The sequence below is a fragment of the Streptomyces sp. NPDC002588 genome (assembly GCF_040295925.1).
Taxonomy (GTDB): domain Bacteria; phylum Actinomycetota; class Actinomycetes; order Streptomycetales; family Streptomycetaceae; genus Streptomyces.
In genome coordinates, this window is record NZ_JBEOWF010000001.1 from 567,191 (window position 1) to 588,757 (window position 21,567).

The 21,567-nt window shown below is 70.2% G+C and carries 16 protein-coding genes and 1 pseudogene; 16 read left to right on the top strand and 1 reads right to left on the bottom strand.

Annotated features, from left to right (window positions below; genetic code table 11):
• Positions 1 to 161: 161 nt before the first annotated feature.
• The 10 genes and pseudogenes from ABT057_RS02590 to ABT057_RS02635 all read left to right on the top strand — a co-directional run bounded on the left by ABT057_RS02590 (position 162) and on the right by ABT057_RS02635 (position 12,805).
• Positions 162 to 1,343, top strand: coding sequence for an ROK family transcriptional regulator (locus tag ABT057_RS02590; RefSeq protein WP_352340551.1), 1,182 nt, complete (start codon positions 162 to 164; stop codon positions 1,341 to 1,343).
• Between the two features lie 41 nt (positions 1,344 to 1,384).
• Positions 1,385 to 3,226: an alpha-galactosidase D gene (locus tag ABT057_RS02595; protein WP_352340552.1), complete on the top strand. Its 1,842-nt coding sequence runs from the start codon at positions 1,385 to 1,387 to the stop codon at positions 3,224 to 3,226.
• Between the two features lie 49 nt (positions 3,227 to 3,275).
• Positions 3,276 to 5,639 carry a glycosyl hydrolase family 95 catalytic domain-containing protein gene (locus ABT057_RS02600; RefSeq protein ID WP_352340553.1) on the top strand — a complete coding sequence of 788 codons (2,364 nt, stop codon included), beginning with the start codon at positions 3,276 to 3,278 and terminating at the stop codon, positions 5,637 to 5,639.
• Positions 5,636 to 6,838: an SGNH/GDSL hydrolase family protein gene (locus ABT057_RS02605; protein ID WP_352340554.1), complete on the top strand. Its 1,203-nt coding sequence runs from the start codon at positions 5,636 to 5,638 to the stop codon at positions 6,836 to 6,838. Before ABT057_RS02600 ends, ABT057_RS02605 begins: the two co-directional genes overlap by 4 nt.
• A 57-nt stretch (positions 6,839 to 6,895) precedes the next feature.
• On the top strand, positions 6,896 to 7,753 hold the full coding sequence (locus tag ABT057_RS02610; RefSeq protein WP_352340555.1) for a DMT family transporter: 858 nt from the start codon (positions 6,896 to 6,898) through the stop codon (positions 7,751 to 7,753).
• A gap of 229 nt (positions 7,754 to 7,982) precedes the next feature.
• On the top strand, positions 7,983 to 8,753 hold the full coding sequence (locus tag ABT057_RS02615; protein WP_352340593.1) for a polysaccharide deacetylase family protein: 771 nt from the start codon (positions 7,983 to 7,985) through the stop codon (positions 8,751 to 8,753).
• Between the two features lie 477 nt (positions 8,754 to 9,230).
• Positions 9,231 to 10,235 carry a sugar ABC transporter substrate-binding protein gene (locus ABT057_RS02620; protein ID WP_352340556.1) on the top strand — a complete coding sequence of 335 codons (1,005 nt, stop codon included), beginning with the start codon at positions 9,231 to 9,233 and terminating at the stop codon, positions 10,233 to 10,235.
• Positions 10,236 to 10,264: 29 nt separating this feature from the next.
• A pseudogene (locus tag ABT057_RS02625) lies at positions 10,265 to 10,884 on the top strand (MFS transporter).
• A gap of 41 nt (positions 10,885 to 10,925) precedes the next feature.
• Positions 10,926 to 11,942 (top strand): Gfo/Idh/MocA family oxidoreductase, encoded by a 1,017-nt coding sequence (locus ABT057_RS02630; protein ID WP_352340557.1) that lies wholly within the window; start codon positions 10,926 to 10,928, stop codon positions 11,940 to 11,942.
• Entirely contained in the window at positions 11,939 to 12,805 is an 867-nt protein-coding gene (locus tag ABT057_RS02635) for a sugar phosphate isomerase/epimerase family protein (protein WP_352340558.1), read from the top strand. The genes ABT057_RS02630 and ABT057_RS02635 overlap by 4 nt, the downstream gene beginning before the upstream one ends.
• Positions 12,806 to 12,873: 68 nt before the next feature.
• Here the strand turns inward: ABT057_RS02635 and ABT057_RS02640 are convergent, their stop codons facing one another.
• Positions 12,874 to 14,157 carry an alpha-L-fucosidase gene (locus tag ABT057_RS02640; protein WP_352340559.1) on the bottom strand — a complete coding sequence of 428 codons (1,284 nt, stop codon included), beginning with the start codon at positions 14,155 to 14,157 and terminating at the stop codon, positions 12,874 to 12,876.
• A gap of 260 nt (positions 14,158 to 14,417) precedes the next feature.
• Between ABT057_RS02640 and ABT057_RS02645 the strand changes: the two genes are divergently transcribed.
• Genes ABT057_RS02645 through ABT057_RS02670 form a run of 6 tightly spaced genes read left to right on the top strand, consistent with a single transcriptional unit; the run spans position 14,418 to position 21,554 of the window.
• Entirely contained in the window at positions 14,418 to 16,022 is a 1,605-nt protein-coding gene (locus ABT057_RS02645; protein ID WP_352340560.1) for an ABC transporter substrate-binding protein, read from the top strand.
• A gap of 25 nt (positions 16,023 to 16,047) precedes the next feature.
• Positions 16,048 to 17,124, top strand: a complete 1,077-nt coding sequence (locus tag ABT057_RS02650; protein ID WP_352340561.1) for an ABC transporter permease — start codon at positions 16,048 to 16,050, stop codon at positions 17,122 to 17,124.
• On the top strand, positions 17,121 to 18,041 hold the full coding sequence (locus ABT057_RS02655; RefSeq protein ID WP_352340562.1) for an ABC transporter permease: 921 nt from the start codon (positions 17,121 to 17,123) through the stop codon (positions 18,039 to 18,041). The genes ABT057_RS02650 and ABT057_RS02655 overlap by 4 nt, the downstream gene beginning before the upstream one ends.
• Positions 18,038 to 19,042, top strand: coding sequence for an ABC transporter ATP-binding protein (locus ABT057_RS02660; RefSeq protein WP_352340563.1), 1,005 nt, complete (start codon positions 18,038 to 18,040; stop codon positions 19,040 to 19,042). The genes ABT057_RS02655 and ABT057_RS02660 overlap by 4 nt, the downstream gene beginning before the upstream one ends.
• Positions 19,039 to 20,103: an ABC transporter ATP-binding protein gene (locus tag ABT057_RS02665; RefSeq protein WP_352340564.1), complete on the top strand. Its 1,065-nt coding sequence runs from the start codon at positions 19,039 to 19,041 to the stop codon at positions 20,101 to 20,103. The genes ABT057_RS02660 and ABT057_RS02665 overlap by 4 nt, the downstream gene beginning before the upstream one ends.
• Positions 20,100 to 21,554 carry a glycoside hydrolase family 3 N-terminal domain-containing protein gene (locus tag ABT057_RS02670; protein ID WP_352340565.1) on the top strand — a complete coding sequence of 485 codons (1,455 nt, stop codon included), beginning with the start codon at positions 20,100 to 20,102 and terminating at the stop codon, positions 21,552 to 21,554. The genes ABT057_RS02665 and ABT057_RS02670 overlap by 4 nt, the downstream gene beginning before the upstream one ends.
• The last annotated feature ends 13 nt before the right edge of the window (positions 21,555 to 21,567 follow it).

The following is a 21,567-nucleotide window of genomic DNA, read 5'->3' on the forward strand; positions in this document are numbered from 1 at the left end:
ACGGCACCCCACCGGCCTCCGTGCGACACATCCTTCGATTTCATGGACAACACCCGACGCCTGGCGGATTCTTGAAAGCCCATCAGGACACACAGCAAGTGTTCAGGGAATCCTTGCTTCTTTCATTGACAGCGGAAAATAAGAGCCCTAGGTTCCCGGCCATGCCCTCGCCCTCCCCCACGCCGCCTGCCGAGACGTTCCCCGCCGGTACGCCGGCCGCTTCGCAGGTCTTCACGACCGTCCTGTCCCAAGGACCCCTGACCCGCCTGGAGCTGGCCCGGCGGGCCGGTCTGTCCGCCGCGGCCGTGACGAAGGCGGTCCGGCCTCTGATCGAGTCCGGGTATCTGGTGGAGGACGCCGACGCCGGGACACGGCCGGCGCTCGGGCGGCCCGCGAACCTGGTGCGGGTCGACGGGGGCCGCGCGCTCTTCATCGGTCTCAAGCTGACGGGCGACGAGATCATCGGGGTGCTCACGGACCTGTGCTGCCGGATCCTGCTCGCCCGGCACGTGCCCCTCGCCCGTCGTGACCCCAAAGCGGTCCTGGTCTCGGCCGCAGAGGTCGTGCTGGAGCTGCTGACCGGAGCGGACGGCTACGGCGTGCGGGTCGTGGGGCTCGGCATCGCCGCCTCCGGTGACGTGGACCGGGTCGAGGGTGTGGTGCGCTACTCGCCGTTCCTCGACTGGCGTGACGTGCCGCTCGCCGGGCTCGCCGGCACCATCACGGGCCTGCCGGTCACCGTCGACAACGACGTACGGGCCCTCACCGTCGCCGAGCAGTGGTTCGGCGCGGGCGTGGGCCTGTCGGACTTCGCCGTGGTGACCGTCGGCGCCGGCATCGGCTGCGGTCTGGTGGTGCACGGACGGGTGGTCGCCGGGGCCCACGGGGTCGCCGGGGAGATCGGTCATGTGACCGTCGATCCGAACGGACCGCTCTGCCACTGCGGCAACCGCGGCTGCGTCGAGGCGATCGCCGCGGATCCGGCGATCCTCGCCCGCATCCGTGAGACGACCGGCGTCGAGGTCGCCGACACCGCCGAGGCCGTCGAGCTGGCCCGCGGGGGTGACAGCGGCGCGCGCGAGGCGTACGCGCGGGCCGGGGAGGCGATCGGCCGGGGCATCGCCACCGTGGCGAACCTGCTCGGCCCGGAGCGGGTGCTCATCTCCGGCGAGGGCCTGGCCGCCTACGACCTGTTCGCCGAACAGATCCGGGACGCCTTCACGGCGGCCGCCTTCGGCTCGGCCGCGCAGTGCGACGTGCAGACGCGGCCGCTGCCGTTCGAGGAGTGGGCGCGTGGTGCCGCGGCCACCGCGATCCAGTCCTTCATCACCGCCCCGAACTGATCGTACGAGGAGCACCCACCCCACCCCAGGAGGTACGACCCATGCGGTCACCCTCGCTCTCCGTCCTGCCCCCACGCGCCCTGCGAGCCTTGGCCGTCGGGGTTCTCGCCGCGGGCACCTCGACTCTCACCCCGGCGGCGCACGCCGGGAGCACCGCGACCGTCACTTCCGCGGCCCGTGCCGAAAGCGTCGTTCCCGCCCTCGCCGCCAAGCCGTACATGGGCTGGTCGAGTTGGAGCATGCAGTCGTCCAAGTATCCCGGCCTCAACCCCGACGGCGACTACAGCTACCTCACCGAGGCCAACGTCCTGAAGCAGGCCGACGCCCTGGCGGCGAAGCTGAAGAAGTCCGGCTACGAGTACGTCAACATCGACGCCGGCTGGTGGCGGGACAAGACCTGGAAGCCCGGGTTCGACGAGTACGCCCGTCAGAAGGCCGACCCGCAGCGCTTTCCTCGGGGTATGAAGCCCGTCGCCGACCACGTCCATGCCAAGGGCCTCAAGGCGGGCATCTATCTGCCGGCCGGGCTGGAGAAGGAGGCGTACGCCGACGGCAAGGCCCCGATCTGGAACGCCGAAGGCTGCACCACGGCCGACATCGTCTACGCCGACCTGCGCACCACCAACGGCTGGGACAGCGCGTACAAGATCGACTTCTCCGACCCCTGCGCTCAGAAGTACATCGACTCGCAGGCGCGGTTGTTCGCGGACTGGGGCTACGACTTCCTGAAGCTCGACGGCGTCGGCCCCGGCTCCTTCAAGAGCGGCGACAACTACGACAACATCGCCGACGTGGCCGCCTGGCAGAAGGCGATCGCCGCCACCGGACGCCCGATCCATCTGGAGGTGTCCTGGTCCCTCGACATCGGCCACGCCGCCGACTGGAGGAGATACTCCGATGGCTGGCGCATCGACACCGATGTCGAGTGCTACTGCAACACCCTGGTCTCCTGGGAGAACTCCGTCGACGACCGCTTCGACGACACCCCGGCCTGGACCAGGCACGCCGGCCCCGGCGGCTGGAACGACCTCGACTCGCTCGACGTCGGCAACGGCGGGATGGACGGCCTGACCAAGGCCGAGCGGCAGACATACGCCACCCTGTGGGCCATCGCGAAGTCCCCGCTCTACACCGGCGACGACCTCACCCGCCTGGACTCCTACGGCCTGTCCCTGCTCACCAACCGTGAGGTCATCGCTGTCGACCAGAGCGACGCACCGCCCGCCCACCCGCTCACCACGTCCGGCCCCCAGCGGGTGTGGGCCGCGGAGAATCCCGACGGCACCCACACCGTGGCCCTGTTCAACCTGTCCGACGCGCCGGCCTCGGTGAGCGCCGACTGGAGCATGCTCGGCTTCACCGGCAAGGCGTCCGTCCGCGATCTGTGGAACCACGAGAACCTCGGCACGTACCAGAACAGGATCACTCAGGCGCTGCCCGCGCACGGATCCCGTCTGTTCGCCGTCACTCCGCGCGGCAGCGCGCTGGAGCGGACCGGCTACGAGGCCGAAGCTCCGGCCAACACCCTGGCCGGCAACGCCTCCGTCACCGACTGCCCGTCCTGCTCCGGCGCCCGCAAGGTCGGCGACCTCTACCTCGGCGGCAAGCTGACCTTCACCGGCGTCGTGGTCGACAAGCCCGGCACCTACCAGATCAAGGTCGCGTACATCAGCGGTGACTCCCGTGCGGCCGACATCTCCGCGAACGGCGGCGGCGCCACCCGCCACGTCTTCCCCGCCACCGGCGACTGGGGAACCGTCGACAGTGTCCACGTTCCGGTGACGCTGAAGGCGGGCGCCAACACGATCACTTTCGACAGCGGTTCCGGTTACGCGCCGGACATCGACCGGATCGACGTACCGAAGTCCTCGGCCGCGAACTGACCCCACCGGGCCCGGCACCGCGCCGGGCCCGCAGACCTCCGGAGCCGCCATGACCCCCCGCCCGACCGACCCCGGCAGACGCGCCCTCCTCGCCACCTCGCTCACCGCGGCCCTCGCCGGGCTGCCCGCCTTCACCGCCTCCGCCGCACCCGAGCGCCCCACCGACTCGACGTCGCCCACCGACGCCTCGCGCCACACGCTGTGGTGGCAGGCCCCCGCCGACGACAACTCCATGATCGAACAGGGGCTGCCCGTCGGCAACGGCCGCCTCGGCGCCCTCGCGAGCAACGACCCCGGCCGTGAACTGCTGCTCATCACCGACGCCACGATGTGGACCGGCGGCCTCAACGACACGCTGGACTCCGACGGCCAGTTCCCCTACGGTCGCGCCGACTTCGGCTCCTTCACCCTCCTCGCCCGGCTCACCGTCGACATCCCCGACCACGACCTGGCCGGCGTCAACGGCTACCGCCGCACCCTCGACCTCTCCCAGGCCCTGCTGACGACGACGTACGTCCGCTCCGGGGTGACGTACCGGCGGCAGATCTTCGCCAGCAAGCCCGACGACGTGATCGTCCTGCACTTCGGCCAGAGCGGCGGCGGCAGCTACACCGGGTCCGTAACGCTGGACGGCACGCACGGCGAGACCCGGACAGGGGCGGAGTCGTTCGGCGCGTCCTTGCCCAACGGCCTGCGCTACGGCGCCGCCGTCACCGCGCGCGGGACCGGCGGCCGGGTCCGGGTGAACGGGGCACGCATCGACTTCTCCGGCTGCGCGGAGCTCACCGTGGTGGTCAGCGGCGGCACCAACTACGCGCCGGACGCCGAGGCGAAGTACCGCGACCCGTCCCTCGACCCCGAGGAGCTGGCTCGCACGAAGGTCCGCGCGGCCGCAGCCCACCCGGCCGCCGGCCTGCTGCGCACCCATACGGCCGACTACCACGCCCTCTACGGCCGACTGGACCTCTCCCTCGGCACGTCGAGCGCCGAGCAGCGCGCCCTGGACACCTGGGAACGGCTCACGGCACGCGCCCGCGACAGGACGCCGGATCCCGAACTCGAGGCGGCCTACCTGCAGTTCGGCCGGTACCTGATGATCTCCGGTTCGCGGGGCAGTCTGCCCCTCAACCTGCAGGGGCTGTGGCTCGACGGCAACGACCCGGACTGGATGGGCGATTACCACACCGACATCAACATCCAGATGAACTACTGGATGGCCGACCGCACCGGTCTGTCGCAGTGCTTCGACGCCCTCACCGACTACTGCCTCGCGCAACTGCCGTCCTGGACCGCGCTCACCCGGTCCCTGTTCAACGATCCGCGCAACCGCTACCGCAACTCCACCGGGAAGAACGCCGGTTGGACGGTCGCGATCTCCACCAATCCGCACGGCGGGATGGGCTGGTGGTGGCACCCCGCGGCCAACGCCTGGATCGCCAACACCCTGTGGGAGCACTACGAGTTCACCCGATCCCGCACCCATCTGGAGAAGATCTACCAGCTGTTGAAGGGGGCCTGCGAGTTCTGGGAGGCACGGCTGCTCACCACGACTCTTCCCGGCACCTCACGCGAGGTCCTCGTCGCCGACAGCGACTGGTCCCCCGAGCACGGCCCGCTCGACGCCAAGGGCATCACCTACGCGCAGGAACTCGTGTGGGAGTTGTTCGGCCACTACGGCACCGCCGCGGCGGAACTCGGGAAGGACGGCGCCTACGCGGACACCGTCGCCGGCCTGCGCGAGCGGCTGTACCTGCCGCAGGTGAGCCCGCGTACCGGCTGGCTGGAGGAGTGGATGTCCCCCGACAACCTCGGGGAGACCACCCACCGGCACCTCTCCCCGCTCGTCGGCCTGTTCCCCGGCGACCGCATCCGCCCCGACGGCTCCACCCCGAAGGAGATCGTCGACGGCGCCACCGCGCTCCTCACCGCGCGCGGCATGAACAGCTTCGGCTGGGCGAACGCCTGGCGCGCGCTGTGCTGGGCGCGCCTGAAGAACGCGGAGAACGCCTACGAACTGGTCGTGACAAACCTGCGCCCGTCGACCGGCGGCGGCAACGGCACCGCCTTCAACCTCTTCGACATCTACGAGGCCGAACGGGGCAGGGGTATCTTCCAGATCGACGCCAACTTCGGCACCCCGGCCGCGATGGCCGAGATGCTCCTCCACTCCCGCCCCGGGCACCTGGAGCTCCTGCCCGCCCTGCCCGATGCCTGGGCCGCCTCCGGACACGTCAGCGGCCTGCCCGCGCGCGGGGGTTTCGTCGTCGACCTGCGCTGGCGGGAGGGCATGCCCACCTCGGCGCGGGTGCGCAGCGTCGGCGGCCGGACCACGACGGTGACGTTCGCCGGGACGTCCCGGACGGTGGACCTGCGGCCGGGACGGTCCGTGACGCTGACGGGGTTCACCCGATGATGGCCCGTCGGGCGCGGATGCGCCGGCTCGTCGCCGTACTGCTCGCCGCCACGCTGCTCCAGGCCCTCCCGGCGACGGCCGTGAAGGCCGCGGACTCCCCCCACGACGTCGTGACCTGGGCGGCCTCCGCCGACCGGCTGGGGGACGGCGTCACCGACCGCGGCTACCGCCTCGTCGTACGGACCAGCGTCGGCGGGAGCGATCTGCGGATCCGGCTGACGAACGCCTTCGGCGACCGGCCGGTGACCTTCGACGGCGTCTACGCGGGCGTCCGGCGGCAGGGGGCGGAGCTGGTGCCGGGCAGCAACCGGCGGCTCGGCTTCGGCGGCGCCGGCTCTGTGACCGTCCCGGCGGGAGGGACCGCGCTCAGCGACCCGCTGCCCGGGCGGCTGCCCGCGGCGACCGACCTGGTGGTGAGCCTGCACTCGCCGGACGCGGCGGGCCCCGCGAGCGGTCACGGGATGGCGATGCAGACGTCATACACGGCTCAGGGCGACCACACCGCCGAGGAGAGCGCCGAGCACTGGACCGGGACGACCGGCTCGTGGTTCTACCTCGACGCCGTGTCCGTGCGGACGGGCGCGGCGACCGGCGCCGTGGTCGCGCTCGGTGACTCCATCACCGACGGCTGGCAGTCCACCGCGGACCTGGACCGCCGCTGGCCCGACTACCTCGCCCGTCGGCTCGGGCAGGCGGACACCGCGGTCAAGGGAGTGGCCAACGCGGGGGTGTCCGGCAACAAGGTGCTGGCGGACGGAGCCGGCCAGAGCGCGCTGAACCGGCTCCAGCGGGACGTGCTGTCCCACCCCGGCGTGCGCACGGTGTTCCTCTTCGAGGGCGTCAACGACATCAAGGCGCACACGGGAGTGACCGCCGAGGACATGATCGCCGGTTACCGGGAGATCATCCGGCGGGTGCACGCGGCGGGCAAGTGCGTCGTCGGCGCCACGGTGGCCCCGTTCAAGGGCTGGCCGGAATGGGACCCGGCCGCCGAGGCCGTACGACAGGACGTCAACGCCTTCGTCAGGGGCAGCGGCGAGTTCGACGCCGTGACCGACTTCGACCGCGTTCTGCGCAGTCCCTACGACCCCGAGCGCATCCTGCCCTTCCTCGACGGCGGCGACCACATCCACCCCAACGACAAGGGGATGCAGGCGATGGCCGACGCCGTCGACCTCACGGCGCTCAACTGCTCCTGAGCACAGCCGCGGCGCCCGCGGTGCGGGGGGAGATCATGTCCGGGAGCATGGTGAGTGATGATCGAGCTCGCCGTCCTCTTCGCCGTCGTGGGAGCCGCCGGCAACGCCGTGGGTACGGCGTTCCAGCGCAAGGCCGCCTCCACGGTGGCGCGGGGCGGCGGCCTTCGCCTGCTGCTCGCCCTCGTGCGGCGGCCCGCCTGGGCGATCGGCATCGCCGGTGTGATGGGCGCCGCGGTGTGCCAGGCGCTGGCCCTGGTCAACGGCCCCATGGCACTGGTCCAGCCCCTGTTCATTCTCGAACTGCCGTTCGCTCTGCTCGTCGCGGTGCCGCTGATGCACCGCAGGCTGGCGGCCGACGGCTGGTGGGCTGTCGGGGGCGTGATGGCCGGACTCGCCCTGCTGCTGGCCTCGGCCGACCCCTCCGGGACCCGGGTGCAGGCCGCGATGGAGCGGTGGATTCCGGTACTGGCGCTCGCTCTGGGCGCGATGGCGGCAGCCGTGCTCCTCGCTCGCTCCTCGCGCTCGCCGCTGCTGCGTGCGGCCACGCTGGCGTCGGCCGCCGCGGTCGGCAACGCCCTGACAGCCGCGCTCATGAAGTCGGCCATGGGACGCCTCGCCGACGCCGGGCTGCCGGCCTTCCTCACCACCTGGCAGACCTACGGCTTCGCGCTCACCGGCGTCACGGCACTCCTGCTGCTGGAGAACGCCCTGCAGGCCGGGCCCTTGGCCGCTTCCCAGCCTGCGCTGACCATCGGTGACGCGGCGGTGAGCCTCCTGCTGGGCGTCGTGCTGTTCGAGGAGAGCATCCGCACGGGCTGGTGGCTGTTGCCCGAGGCGATCGGTGTGCTGCTGATCCTGTGGGGCGTACTCCGGCTGACCCGTGTGGTGCCCCATCTCGAAGATGTCGTGCGGTGAAGGGCGGAGAACCGCCCGCTACGGCCCCTCGGCTCCACGAACAGCACAGGCGGAACCCTTCGCCTCGACCGGTCCGCTCCGGCCGCCGCTCGCCGAGTTGTCCGCGAACGGTCCCGGAATTGTCCGCGATCTGTAACAGACGCATCCCGTGGCCGCCGCCCGTCGTCCTGCCGAATGGTCGGAGGACGACCAGAGGTTGGGCGAGCAACTGCGGGAAAGCGGGGCGGACATGGCGCGGCACGGCGGCGTGCGGGGCTGGCACGTCAAGGTGGTCGGGGCGGCGCTCGCGGTGACGGTGCTGGCCGCCGGTGCCTCGGTGTGGGCCGCGCGGGCCGGTGCCGTGGGCGGCTCGTCGCCCCGGACGGCCGCGTCGGCCACGCCGGGCAGCGTCAAGCCGGTGGCGGTGACCATCGTGCACGCCTCGGACAAGGGGGCGCGCGGCGTCAACATCACCATCGACGACGGCCCCGACCCCGTGTGGACCCCTCAGGTGCTCGACGTGTTGCGGGAGTACGGGGTGAAGGCCACCTTCTGCATGGTGGGGACGCAGGCGCAGGCGCACCCGGACCTGGTGAAGAAGGTGGTCGCGGCCGGGCACCGGCTGTGCGACCACTCGGTGTCGCACGACACCACCATGGACACCAAGTCCCAGGCCTACCAGTCGCGGGAGATACTCGACGCCGAGCGCATGATCACCGAGGCGTCCGGGGGCGTACGACCGATGTACTACCGGGCGCCCGGCGGGGCTTTCACTCCCTACAGCCGCAAACTGGCCGCCTCCCGGGGCATGCGCCCGCTGGGCTGGAACGTGGACTCGAAGGACTTCGAACGGCCGGGCGCGGACGCCATCGTCGCCACCGTCGAGCGGGAACTGCCCAACGGGCCGACGCTCCTCTTCCACGACGCGGGCGGCGACCGCTCCCAGACCGTCGAAGCTCTGCGCCGGATCCTCCCCTGGCTCAAGGAGCAGGGCTACGCCTTCGGCTTCCCGGTGCACTGAGCCCCGGCCCTGGCCGGTCACGACGTTCGAGGTGTGTCAGCCAGGCGGATGACCACGGGGTCCTCGTACGTCAGGTCCAGAGGCCGGTCACCGGTCGATGCTCCCGCCGACGGACGCTGGTGCCTCACCGGCGGATTCCCGTTGTTCGCGCATCCCAGCGCCCCTCTTCCGGCGACCGGATCCACGACTCGGTCCCATTCCGAGCACTTTGTAGGTACGTCCTGACATAGCTGTTGACATCTCCCTGGGGCGGCTCCATAGTCTCTGAAACTAGAGCGCGCTACTAAAGCGCTCCAGTGGAACAGACAGGTGGTCCGCACCCATGGCCACCGCGGACAACGCGCCGCCACGTGGCACATACGCACCCCGCGCGCGATGCGTCACCCGCTCGATGATCGCGCTCCGGTCACCGAGGTCAGACGCGCTCCCGCCCCACCACAGACGCCATCCCGACCAGCACAGCGAGGTGCAAGGGACATGCACAGACACCACCGAGCCGCCATCCTCACCGCCACGGTCCTCGCCGGAACCCTGCTCGCCGCCGGCTGTTCCAGCAGCTCGGGCGGCAAGAAGTCCGAAGAGGGAGGTGCGGACGCCGCGGCGGGCAAGGCCACCACCCCGCGTATGACGGTGGCCATGGTCACCCACGCGTCGCCCGGCGACACCTTCTGGGACCTGGTCCGCAAGGGCGCGCAGGCCGCCGCGGCCAAGGACAACGTCAAGCTCGTCTACTCCAGCGACCCCAACGCCGGCAACCAGGCCAACCTCGTGCAGAACGCGATCGACCAGAAGGTCGACGGCATCGCGCTCACCGCCGCCAAGCCGGACGCCATGAAGGACGTGGTGACCAAGGCCAAGGCGGCGGGCGTCCCGGTCGTCGGCTTCAACTCCGGCGTGGACGACTGGAAGCAGCTCGGCATGCTGGAGTACTTCGGCCAGGACGAGAACATCGCCGGGCAGGCCTTCGGACAGCGCCTGAACCAACTCGGCGCCAAGCACGCCCTCTGCGTCATCCAGGAGCAGGGGCAGGTCGCCCTTGAGGCGCGCTGCGCCGGCCTGAAGAAGGGCTTCAGCGGAAAGACGGACATCCTCTACGTCAACGGCACCGACATGCCGTCCGTGAAGTCCACCATCACCGCCAAGCTCAAGCAGGACTCCTCCGTCGACCAGGTCGTCACCCTCGGCGCCCCGATCGCGCTGACCGCCGTGCAGTCGCTGTCCGACGCCGGCAGCAAGGCCAAGCTCGCCACCTTCGACCTCAACAAGAGCCTGGTGAAGGCCGTCCAGGACGGCCAGGTCGAGTTCGCCGTCGACCAGCAGCCCTACCTGCAGGGCTATCTCGCCGTCGACGCCCTGTGGCTCTACAGGACCAACGGGAACTTCAGCGGAGGCAGCACCGCGCCCGTCCTCACCGGACCGGCTTTCATCGACAAGACCAACGTCGACACGGTCGCGGCGTTCGCCGCCAAGGGAACCCGGTGATGAGCATGACCCAGCGGGCTGAGCCGGCGGTGTCCGCACCGCCGGCCCCCGGCCCGAAGGAGACCGATGGGCGAACCTCGCAACGCCTGCCGGTGCTAAGGCTGTTGGCCCGCCCCGAGGTGGGTGTCTCCCTCGGCGCGGTCGCGGTGTACGTGTTCTTCCTCGTCGCGGCCCCGCCGGTGCGCGAGGCCTCGTCGGCATCTGGCTGCTCGGCCGGGCCGACCGCCGCCCGATGCTGATGACCAGTCAGATCGGCACCACGGCAGCCCTGTTGCTGATCGGCGTGTTCTCCCTGGCGCCGCCCTCGGGCGACGGCCGAGCGTACGTGGTGCTCGCCATGACCGTCACCTTCCTCGCCTTCCGACAGGGCGCGATCTCGCCGGTGACCTGGCTGATGCTGTCGGAGATCTTCCCGATGCGGATGCGCGGCTTCGGCATGGGTGTCGCGGCGGTGGTGCTGTGGCTGACCAACTTCCTGATCGGCCTGGTCTTCCCGTCCCTGCTCTCCGGCATCGGGATCTCCAACACCTTCTTCCTCTTCGTGGTGGCGGGCGTCGTCTCCCTCGCCTTCGTGAAGCGCTACGTCCCCGAGACCAGGGGCCGCACCCTCGAGACCCTCGAAGCCGAACTCCGCACGCGCTTCTCCTGACCTCCCCTGTTCCAGGAAGTTCTTCGAAAGGACCACCACCCATGACTGTGCGCGTAGGCGTCATCGGCGCCGGCTGGATCGGCAAGGAGCACATCCGGCGGCTCACCGAGACCGTCACCGGTGCCCGTGTCACCGCGGTCACCGACATCGACGCCGCCCGTGCCCAGGAGGCGGCGGCGCCGGTCGGCGCCCGGGTGCTGCCCGACGGTGCGGCCCTGATCGCGGCGGACGACGTCGACGCCGTCCTCGTGACGTCCTGGGGCCCGACCCACGCCGAGCACGTGCTGACCGCGACAGCCGCCGGGAAGCCGGTGTTCTGCGAGAAGCCGCTGGCCACGACGGCCGAGGACTGCCTGCGGATCGTGGAGGCCGAGACGGCGCTCGGCCGCCGCCTGGTCCAGATCGGCTTCATGCGCCGCTACGACGTCGGCTACCGGAAGATGAAGCAGGTCATCGACTCCGGCAGGATCGGTGAGCCGCTGATCGTGCACTGCGCCCACCGCAATCCGACCGTCCCTGAGGCGTACACCTCCGCGATGGCCGCGCTGGACACCGCGGTGCACGAGGTGGACGTGCTGCGGTGGCTGCTCGACGACGAGATCGTCTCCACCCAGGTGGTCACCCCGCGCGCCACGAGCAAGCGGTTCGCCCACCTCAAGGATCCGCAGATCATGCTCTTCGAGACCGCCAAGGGCGTCCGCATCGACCTGGAGGTCTTCGTCAACTGCCAGTACGGCTACGACATCCAGTGCGAGGCGGTCGGCGAGGAGGGTCTCGTCCGGCTGCCCGACCCGGCCTCGGCCGGCGTGCGCACCGCCGGACAGCACAGCACGGAGGTGCTCACGGACTGGGTGGGCCGGTTCGCGGACGCCTTCGACACCGAGTTCCGCGAGTGGATCGCCTGCGTGGCCGCCGGCGACGAGCCCTGCGGCCCCTCGGCCTGGGACGGCTACGCGGCCACCGTCATCACCAGCGCGACCGTCGAGGCCCTGGAGTCCGGCCGTGTCGTCGCCACCGACCTCAAGCCCCGCCCCGCCTTCTACGGAGGTGCCGCATGAAGATCGCCCTCGACCCGTACATGTTCCGCGCCCTGCCGATCGACGACATGGTGCGCACGGTCGCCGAACTCGGCTACCAGTACATCGAGTTGTCGCCCCGGGACGACTTCATGCCGTTCTTCCTGCACCCGCGTGCCGACGACGGGCGGATCACCGGGCTGAAGAACTCCCTGCGCACGCACGGGGTGAAGCTGTCGTCCGTGCTGCCGTTGTACAAGTGGTCGTCGCCCGACGAGGCCGAGCGGCAGGCCGCCGTCCGGTACTGGAGGCGGATGATCGAGATCACCTCCGATCTCGAATGCCCGCTGATGAACTCGGAGTTCAACGGCCGTCCCGAGCGCGCCGCCGAGAGCGAGGCCGCGTTCTGGCGCTCGCTGGAGGAACTGTTGCCGCTGTTCGAGCGGGAGGGCATCGCGCTCAACCTGGAGGCCCACCCGGACGACTTCTGCGAGGAGAACACCCCGGCGGTCGACCTCGTCCGCGCGATCAACAAGCCCTGGGTGAACTACCTCTACTGCGCCCCGCACTCCTTCCACCTCTCCGGATCGGATCCGACGGCGGACATCGCGGCGATGATGCGCCACGCCGGCGACAAGCTCCGACACGTCCACATCGCCGACTCCTTCAACCACAAGGGCTCCTCCGGCCTGCGCTACATCCTCAACCCGCCAGGCACCACCGCCCGCATCCACCAGCACCTCGACATCGGCCAGGGCGAGGTCGACTGGGACGCCTTCTTCGGCACCCTGCGCGAACTGCACTTCGACGGCGTCGCCACGGCCTGCGTCTTCGCCTGGGAGGAACGCGCCCGCGAGTCCTCGTCCTTCATGCTCGACCGCATCACCAAGGAGCTCGTCGTGTGAACGGCCGCCCCACCAGGACGACATGACATGTGCTCCGCGCGAACCGACGAACAGTGGCGACGGACGGCTCACGGCTCCGTCAGGAACAGCTCGACGACTGGCACGAGCACGTCGGGGCGGGTGACCGGGAGCGTCAGGGTCAGCGTGTCGGCGGCCTGCGGCAAGGGGGCGAGGTGGGCGTGCGGCTGCGGGGTGCTGTCGAGGAGGCTGAGTCCGACTTCGCTGCCGTCGCCCAGCAGTTGGGCGTATTCCACCCGGCCGGCCAGACCGGGCAGGTGGACGTGTTTGAAGGGCCAGGAGAAGAGGTGCAGATAGAGGCGGTTGCCGCGAAGGGTGTAGACGCCGTGGGCGGGCGGCGCGAACGGCGCGGGACCGGCCCCGTGGACGGCGCGGGCGTGCAGCCGCATCCACTCCGCGACGGAGCGCAGGATGGCACGGGCCCGGGGCTCCAGGTTCCCGCGGCCGTCGGGACCCACGTTGAGGATCATGTTGCCGTTGTTCGACACGGACTGGACGAGCATGCGCACGACGTCGCCGGGGTCCTTGAACTCCAGGTTGTCCCGGTGGTACCCCCAGGAGCCGTTGAGGGTCTGGCACGCCTCCCACATCACCTCGACGCCGTCCTGGGTCAGCGGACGGTCCGGCTGGTACTGCTCGGGGGTCACGTAGTCGCCCGGGACGCCCAGGCGGTTGTTGACCACGATGCCGGGCTGGAGGGCGCGGGTCATCTCCAGGAGCCGCGGTGAGTCCCAGTCCTCGGGTCCCTTGCCCGGCATTCCGCCGCGTTTCCAGGGAAACGTGAAGTCGTAGAACATCAGGTCGACAGGGCCGTACGAGGTGAGCAGCTCCCGGACCTGGGCATGCAGATGGGCGCGGTATCTGCCCATGTCACGGCCGGAGTTGAGGGCGGACACGTCCGGCGCGCCCCGCAGCGGGTGGATGCCGTCGATCACGTAGTCGGGATGGTGCCAGTCGATGAGCGAGTGGTAGAAGCCGACCCTGAGCCCTTCGGCGCGCATCGCGGCGACGAATTCGGCGACGAGGTCCCGGCCGCAGACCTTGGCCGAGGTGTAGTCCGTGACCGCCGAGTCCCAGAGGCAGAAGCCGTCGTGGTGCTTGGTGGTCAGTACGGCGTAGCGCATGCCGGCCGCACGCGCCGTACGCGCGATGTCGGCCGCGTCGAACAGGTCGGGGTCGAAGTGGTCGACGTACCTCTGGTACTCGGCGTCCCCGATCTCCTCATAGCTGCGCACCCATTCATGCCGTGCGGCCATGCTGTAGACGCCGAAGTGGACGAAGAGGCCGAACCTGGCCTCGCGCATCCAGCCGGTCACCGATGGCGCCCCACGCATCTCCGTCAATTCATTCCCTCTCATTCCCTCCGCTTCGACCGATAGGCATTCTTCCCCTCCCACGGCGCCGAATGGAACACGCCGGCGACATACGAACCAGGTTCTTTTGTGTTGTGGAACCAGGTTCGTTTATCGAGGATTTCCGCGCTTTCCTTGACAGCCGACATTTTCCGCTCACAGAATGCGGCATCCGAGACGGGAGGTCAGCCGTGCGGCTCAGATGGTCCATCAGAACCGGTCCGGTATCACTCGCGGTGGTGATGAGTCTTGCGCTCACCGCCTGCCAGGACAGCGGTTCCGCGAGTTCGGGCAGCGGCTCGATGATGATCAATTACGCATCCGGAAAGACCGTGCTGCAGCGCAACTTCAACCCGCTGACCAGCACCGGGGACGCTTCTCCGGGAACCAGGATCTACATGTACCAGTCACTCATGGGGGTTGACGTCCTCAAGGGCGGCGAATTCGAACCGTGGCTCGCCTCAGGCCAGAAACTGTCCTCGGACGGCCGTACGCTGACCGTGGACATCGACAAGAAAGCCACCTGGAGCGACGGTAAACCGGTCACCGCCAAGGATGTGGTGTTCACCTTCCAACTGGTGAAGAAGAACCCGGCGCTCAACTCGTCCGGAGTGTCGTTCGCTTCGGTGGCCGCACAGGGCGATAAGACGGTCGTCTTCCATTTCGACAAACCCGCCTTCACCCAGGTCGCGTCGATTCTCCAGCAGTACATCGTTCCGGAGAAGTACTGGGCGGGAAAGAACCCGCTCACCTTCACCAACCCCGACCCCGTGGCCAGTGGCCCGTACACGCTGAAGCGGTTCGACCCGCAGCAGATCTCGCTGGCGCTGCGCGGCGACTACTGGCGCAGCAAGATCCAGGTCAAGCAGATCCGGCTGCCGGTGGTGAACTCCGTCACCGAGATCTCCCAGCTGACCAGCGGCCAGGAGGACCTGAGCGGCGGCGCCATACCCAACCTGGAGAAGCAGTACGTCGACAAGGACCCGGCGAAGAACGGCTATTTCTATCCCACGTACGGAGCGCTGGTCCTGGTCTTCAACCACGACCGGGGCACGCTCAAGGACGTCCATGTCCGTAAGGCGGTGGAGCTGGCGATCGACCGCAAGCAGCTCATCCAACTCGTCACCCAGCTCGGCGCCGACCCGATCAGCCAGACCGGCCTGGACGCCGCGACACAGGGCAAGTGGCTCGACCCCGCCTACAAGGAGGCCGTCCAGACCGATCTCGCGGCCGCCAAGGCCCAGCTCCAGCAGGCCGGTTACACCCTGAGCGGCGGCAAGGCGGTGAAGGACGGCAAGCAGCTCACGCTCAACTACATCGAGGTCTCCGAGTTCGCGGACTCGGTGCAGCGGGCGCGGATCATCGCCGACCAGCTCGGCAAGATCGGCATCAAGGTGAATGTGCAGCCCCTGGCCAGCGGCACCTACACCACCACCCGGGAGAAGGGCGACTTCGATCTCGCCGCGTACGGACTCGCGTACGGCGCGGTGCCGTGGCAGGTCTACAACCCGCTGCTGAACAGCGAGTTCGCCGGCACGCCGAACGGCGGCAAGGCGCAGACCAACAACTACCTGCGCTGGCGCGACAAGAGCACCGACGACCTGCTGAACCAGCTCGCGAACACCGGCGACGAGCAGACCCAGATCGATCTCACCCGGAAGCTGGAGAAGATCATCGTCGACCAGGTGCCGTACGTGACGCTGTCGAACATCACCGCCGGCTGCGCGTGGAGCGCCCGCAACTGGACCGGATTCCCCAGCAAGAGCGACCCGTACGACATCTGCGCGCCCTGGAACGGCGGACCGGCGTTCGAGAACGTGCTCGCGCATCTGAAGCCGGTGAAGTGATGGCCATGTCCAAGGAGTCCGCCCGATGACGGCGGCGACGCTTCCGGTCGGCGAGGCAGGTTCGGGGCCGGCGGCGGCCGTGGACGGCCCCGCCCGCCGCCGTCGCGGCGGCCGGGCCCGGGTCCTGCTGCGCCGCCTCGGCTTCTACCTCGGGACCGCCGCCGTGGCCATCACCCTGAACTTCGTGATCCCCCGGCTCATGCCGGGGGATCCGGCCTCCGTCATCCTGAACAAGCTGGCCCAGCGCGCACAGGTCACCCCGGCGACCGAGAAGTCCATCAGGGCGTTGTTCGGCGTCCCCGACCAGAACCTGTGGCAGCAGTACCTGCACTACCTCGCCCAACTCGCCCACCTCGACTTCGGGGTGTCCACCGCCTACTTCCCGCAGCCGGTAAGGGAGTTGATCTCGCAGGGGCTGCCGTGGACGCTGGGGCTGGTGAGCCTGACCACCGTCCTGGCCTTCCTGCTCGGCACCGGACTCGGCATCGTCTCCGGCTCCCGGCCCGGCAGCCGTCTGGACAGCGTGCTGGCACCGCTCGCGACCTTCCTCGGCTCGATGCCGTACTTCTGGGTCGCCACCATGCTTCTGCTGCTGCTGTCGGTGAGCCTGCCGGTCTTTCCCTCGCAGAACGGCTACGACCTGAACCTCGAACCGGGCTACGGCCTCGCGTTCGTCACCAGTGTGATCGCGCACGGTTTCCTGCCCGCCGCGACCATCGTCGTCTCCTCGGTCGGCGGCTGGCTGCTCGGCATGCGCAACATGATGATCACCACCGTGGCCGAGGACTACGTCAGCCTCGCCGAGGCCAAGGGACTCGGCCGCGGGCGGATCCTGCTGGCGTACGCCGCCCGCAACGCCATGCTTCCCCAGGTGGCGAACCTGGCCATCGCCATCGGCACGGTCGTCGGCGGCTCGCTGCTCGCCGAGGCGGTCTTCGCCTATCCCGGCATCGGTTACCTCTTCTACCAGGCCGTGGTGAACCTCGACTATCCGCTGATGCAGGCGCTGTTCCTGATCATCTCGCTGTCCGTGCTCGTGGCCAACTTCATCGCCGACTCCGTCTACGTCCTGCTCGACCCGCGCACCCGGGAGGACGCATGACGCTCACCGCTCCGCTCACCCCCACGGCCGGGCGGCTGACCTGGCGGACCGCACTGCGCAAGCTGATCCCCGCCAACCGAAAGGCCCGCGTCGGGCTCGCGATCATCGCCGGGTACGTTCTCGTCGCCGCCGTCGGCCCGTGGATCGTGCAGTCGGCGATGGGCCTCTCCCCCACCGAACTCACCGGCGCGGTCCTCCAACCTCCTTCCTCCGCCCACCCGTTGGGCACCACCCAGGACGGCACCGACGTCCTCGCACAGCTCGTCGTCGGCACCCGGACCTCTCTGCTCGTGGGCGCACTGGCGGCCGTCGTCTCCACCACGCTCTCGGTGGCCGTCGGACTGATCGGCGGCTACTACGGCGGCACGGTCGACTCGGTGCTCGGCGCGCTCACCAACGCCTTCCTCGTCCTGCCCGGACTGCCCCTGGTCATCATCCTCGCCGGGTATCTGCGCGGGCGGGGCGGGCCCTTCGCGGTCGCGCTGGTCATCGGGCTGACCGGCTGGGCCTGGGGCGCCCGCTCGAAGCGCGTGCAGACCCTGTCGCTGCGCAACCGGGACTTCGTCGTGGGCGCCCGGCTGCTCGGTGAGAGCAATCTGCGGATCATGCTCGTGGAGGTGCTGCCCAACCTCCTGCCGGTGATCTCGGCGACACTGATGCTCTCGCTCGTCACCTCCATCCTCGCCGTCTCCGGCCTGGACTTCCTGGGCATCGGCGACATCAACGCCGTCAGCTGGGGCACCATGCTCTACTTCGCCCAGCAGCGGCAGGCGATGGTCTCCGGCGCCTGGTGGTGGTTCGTGCCACCCGGGGTCGCCATCACCGTGCTCGGCGCCGCCGCCGGGCTCGTCAACTTCGGCATCGACGAACTGACCAACCCGCGGCTGCGCGGCGCCCGCCGCAAGGGGGCACGGTGAACCTGTTGCTCGACGTGAAAGACCTCAGTGTCGACTACGGCACGGAGACCGAACCCCTCCCGGCCGTGTCCCGGGTCTCCCTGCAACTGCACCGCGGCGAGATCCTCGGCATCGCCGGCGAGAGCGGCAGCGGCAAGACGACTCTGATCAACGCTCTGCTACGACTGCTGCGCCCACCCGCGGTCGTCCGCTCGGGCAGCGCCGTCCTCCATCCGAACTCCGGTGACCCCGTCGACCTCCTCCACGCCGAGCCACGCGTACTCCGCAGGACCCGGTGGGAGAACACCGCCGTCGTCTTCCAGAGCGCCATGAACGCCCTCAACCCGGTGTCCAGGCTGAGTGCCCAGTTCACCGACGTCCTGCGCGCCCACCGCCGGATGCCCAGGGCCCAGGCCCGCGAACGCGCCGCGCGCATGCTCGAACTCGTCGGCATTCCCGCCGCCCGGCTGGACAGCTATCCGCACGAGCTCTCCGGCGGAATGCGGCAGCGGGCCACCATCGCCCTCGCCCTGGTCTGCGAGCCCGACCTTCTGGTGATGGACGAGCCCACGACGGCCGTGGACGTCGTCATGCAGCGCCAGATCCTCCGCCAAGTCATCCGGCTTCAGAGGGAGTTGGGGTTCTCCGTCGTCTTCATCACGCACGACCTGTCACTGCTGCTCGAGATCGCCGACCGCATCGCCGTGATGTACGGCGGGCGGATCGTGGAGAGCGGGCCGGCCGGAGACCTGTACCGGGATCCGGGACATCCGTACACGCGCGGGCTGCGCGACTCGTTTCCGCCGTTGCGCGGGCCGATGCGCCGGCTGAACGGCATCCCCGGCAACCCTCCCGACCTGCGCGGCCTCCCGCCGGGATGTCCCTTCGAACCGCGGTGTCCGCATGCGACACCCGAGTGCGGTGTGGAACCTCCCGAGTTGACCGAGCACGGCCCCGGCCGCTCGGTGGCCTGTGTGCACGCCGACGAACTGCCCGCGCCGACAGCTGGAGGGCGAGCATGACCGAAGAGCCGGCCCCCGTCCTGGAAGCCGTGGACGTCACCGTCCACTACCCCGTGCACCGATCACGTGGTGAGACCGTGCACGCGCTGGAGAACGCCTCGCTGAGCCTGCGTCCGGGCCGCACCGTGGCCCTGGTCGGCGAGAGCGGCAGCGGCAAGTCCACCTTCGCCCGGACACTCGCCCTAGCCCAGGAGCCCACCGGCGGCAGCGTCCTGCTCTACGGGAAACCGGCCTCGGCGCGAGGCCGACGGGCGCGCCGTGCCTACGCCCGCCGGGTCCAGATGGTGCTCCAGGACCCGTTCGGCTCCCTCAACCCCCTGCACCGCGTGCGGTATCTGCTGGAACGGCCGCTGCGGCTGCACGGGTCCGTCAAGGACCGTGACGACCTGGAGCGGCGCCTGCGGGCCCTGCTGGAACGCGTGCGGCTCACCCCGCCCGAGCGTTTCCTGGACGCCTTCCCCCACGAACTCTCCGGCGGCCAGCGGCAGCGCGTCGCGATCGCCCGCGCGCTCGCCGTGGAACCCGAGGTGCTGCTCGGCGACGAACTGGTGAGCATGCTGGACGTCTCGATCCGGCTGGAGATCCTCAACCTCCTCGCCATCCTGCGCGACGAGGAACACCTGGCCATGCTCTACATCACCCACGACATCGCCGGCGCCCGGTACTTCGCCGACGAGATCGCGGTGATGTACGCGGGGGAGATCGTCGAGTACGGCACCGCGGAGGACGTCACCCAGTCCCCGGCCCACCCGTACACCCGGCTGCTGCTGGACTCGACGCCGGATCCCGACCGGATGGAGTTCCTGGCGGACCGCACGGGCCGAGGTGACGGCACGACGCCGGACGCGGCCACGGACGACTACGGGGAACCACCGGACCTGGTCCACCCCCCGTCCGGTTGCCGCTTCCACCCCCGTTGCCCCCTCGCACGGCCCGCCTGCGGCACGGAGCCACCGCCACGCGTCGACATGACGGATCGTCACTGGGCTCGCTGCGTACTGCTGTTGGAACCGGACGAGGACACCTACGGCCACACGACCACTGCGGAGATGACCCCGTGACCGCCCTGCCCGATGATCTGGTCGAGGCCGCGAACCGCTGTCTCGTCCTCGGTTTCGACGGCACGACGCTCCCCGGCGAGCTGAAACGGCTGGCCGACACCGGGCTCGGCGGCGTCATCCTGCACACCCGCAACGTCGCCGGGCGAGCCCGGCTGCGTGAACTCACGGACGAGTTGCGCTCAATACGGCCCGGCTTGCTCGTCACCGTCGACCAGGAGGGCGGCGGCATCAGCCATCTGGCCCGGGCCGGAGCTCCGGAGACCCCGGGGGCCTGGGCGCTCGGCGTCGCCGACGACACCGCGCTGACCGCCGCCGTGGCGAACGCGCTCGCCCGGCACCTGGCCGAGTGCGGAGTGGGCGTGAGTTTCGCCCCGGTGGCCGACGTGCACCGGGTCTCCGCCAACCCCATCGTGCGCACCCGCGCCTTCGGCGCCGATCCCGGCCACGCGGCCCGGCACGTCACCGCCTGGATCGAGGCCACACTGGCCGCCGGCGTCGCCCCGTGCGTCAAACACTTCCCGGGCCACGGCTCGACCACCGTGGACAGCCACCTGAGCGTCGCACTCGACGCGAGGGAAGAGCGAGTCCTGCGCGAGATCGATCTGCTGCCCTTCCAGGCAGCCGTCGCGGCGGGCGTCCCGCTCGTCATGACGGCGCACGTCGTCTACCCGGCGCTCGACGCCGCAGCCCCGGCCACCCTCAGCCGCCGTGTCCTCACCGGCCTCCTGCGCGGCGAACTCGGTTTCCAGGGCGTCATCGTGACCGATGCCCTGGAGATGGAGGCGATCGCCGGCGGGGTGGGAGAGGCGGCCGGCGCCGTCGCGGCGATCGCCGCCGGAGCCGACCAGGTCGTCATCGCGCGCCCGGAGCCTCAGCTGTGGCTGCGCTGCCGGGACGCCCTGCTCGACGCGATGGCGTGCGGCGCGCTCGACCCCGCCCGGGTGCTCGACGCCGCCCGCCGCGTCGACGCCCTGGCCGAGCGGTTCGCTCAGCCGCCTGCCACCGGCCTCAACCCCGGTTCCGGGGACGTGGGGCTGTTCGCCGCGCGCCGGGCCGTCCGGTGGAAGCCGCTGCCCGGTCCCGTCCTCGATCCCTTCGTCGTCGACCTCCACCGTCCCCCGCACCCCGCGCTGGAATGGGCCCGCACGGACCTCGTCGCGCTCCTGCGCGAGGCCATGCCCGGCACCGACGGCGTGGTGGCCACGCAGGGCCCTGTGGACGTGGCCGGCATCCTGCGGCGCGCCCAGGGGCGACCGCTGCTGATCGCCACCGAGGACGCGGACCTGCACCCGTGGCAGGCCGCGGCCCGCACCGCCCTGCTCACCGGCCGCCCCGACGCGCTCCTTGTCGCCACCGGCATGCCGGACGCGGAGACGGAGGCGGCGGACGGGCTGTGCGCGTACGGGCGGGGCCGGGCCAACCTGAGAGCCGTGGCCGAGGCATTGCTCTGACCGGACCGCGTCC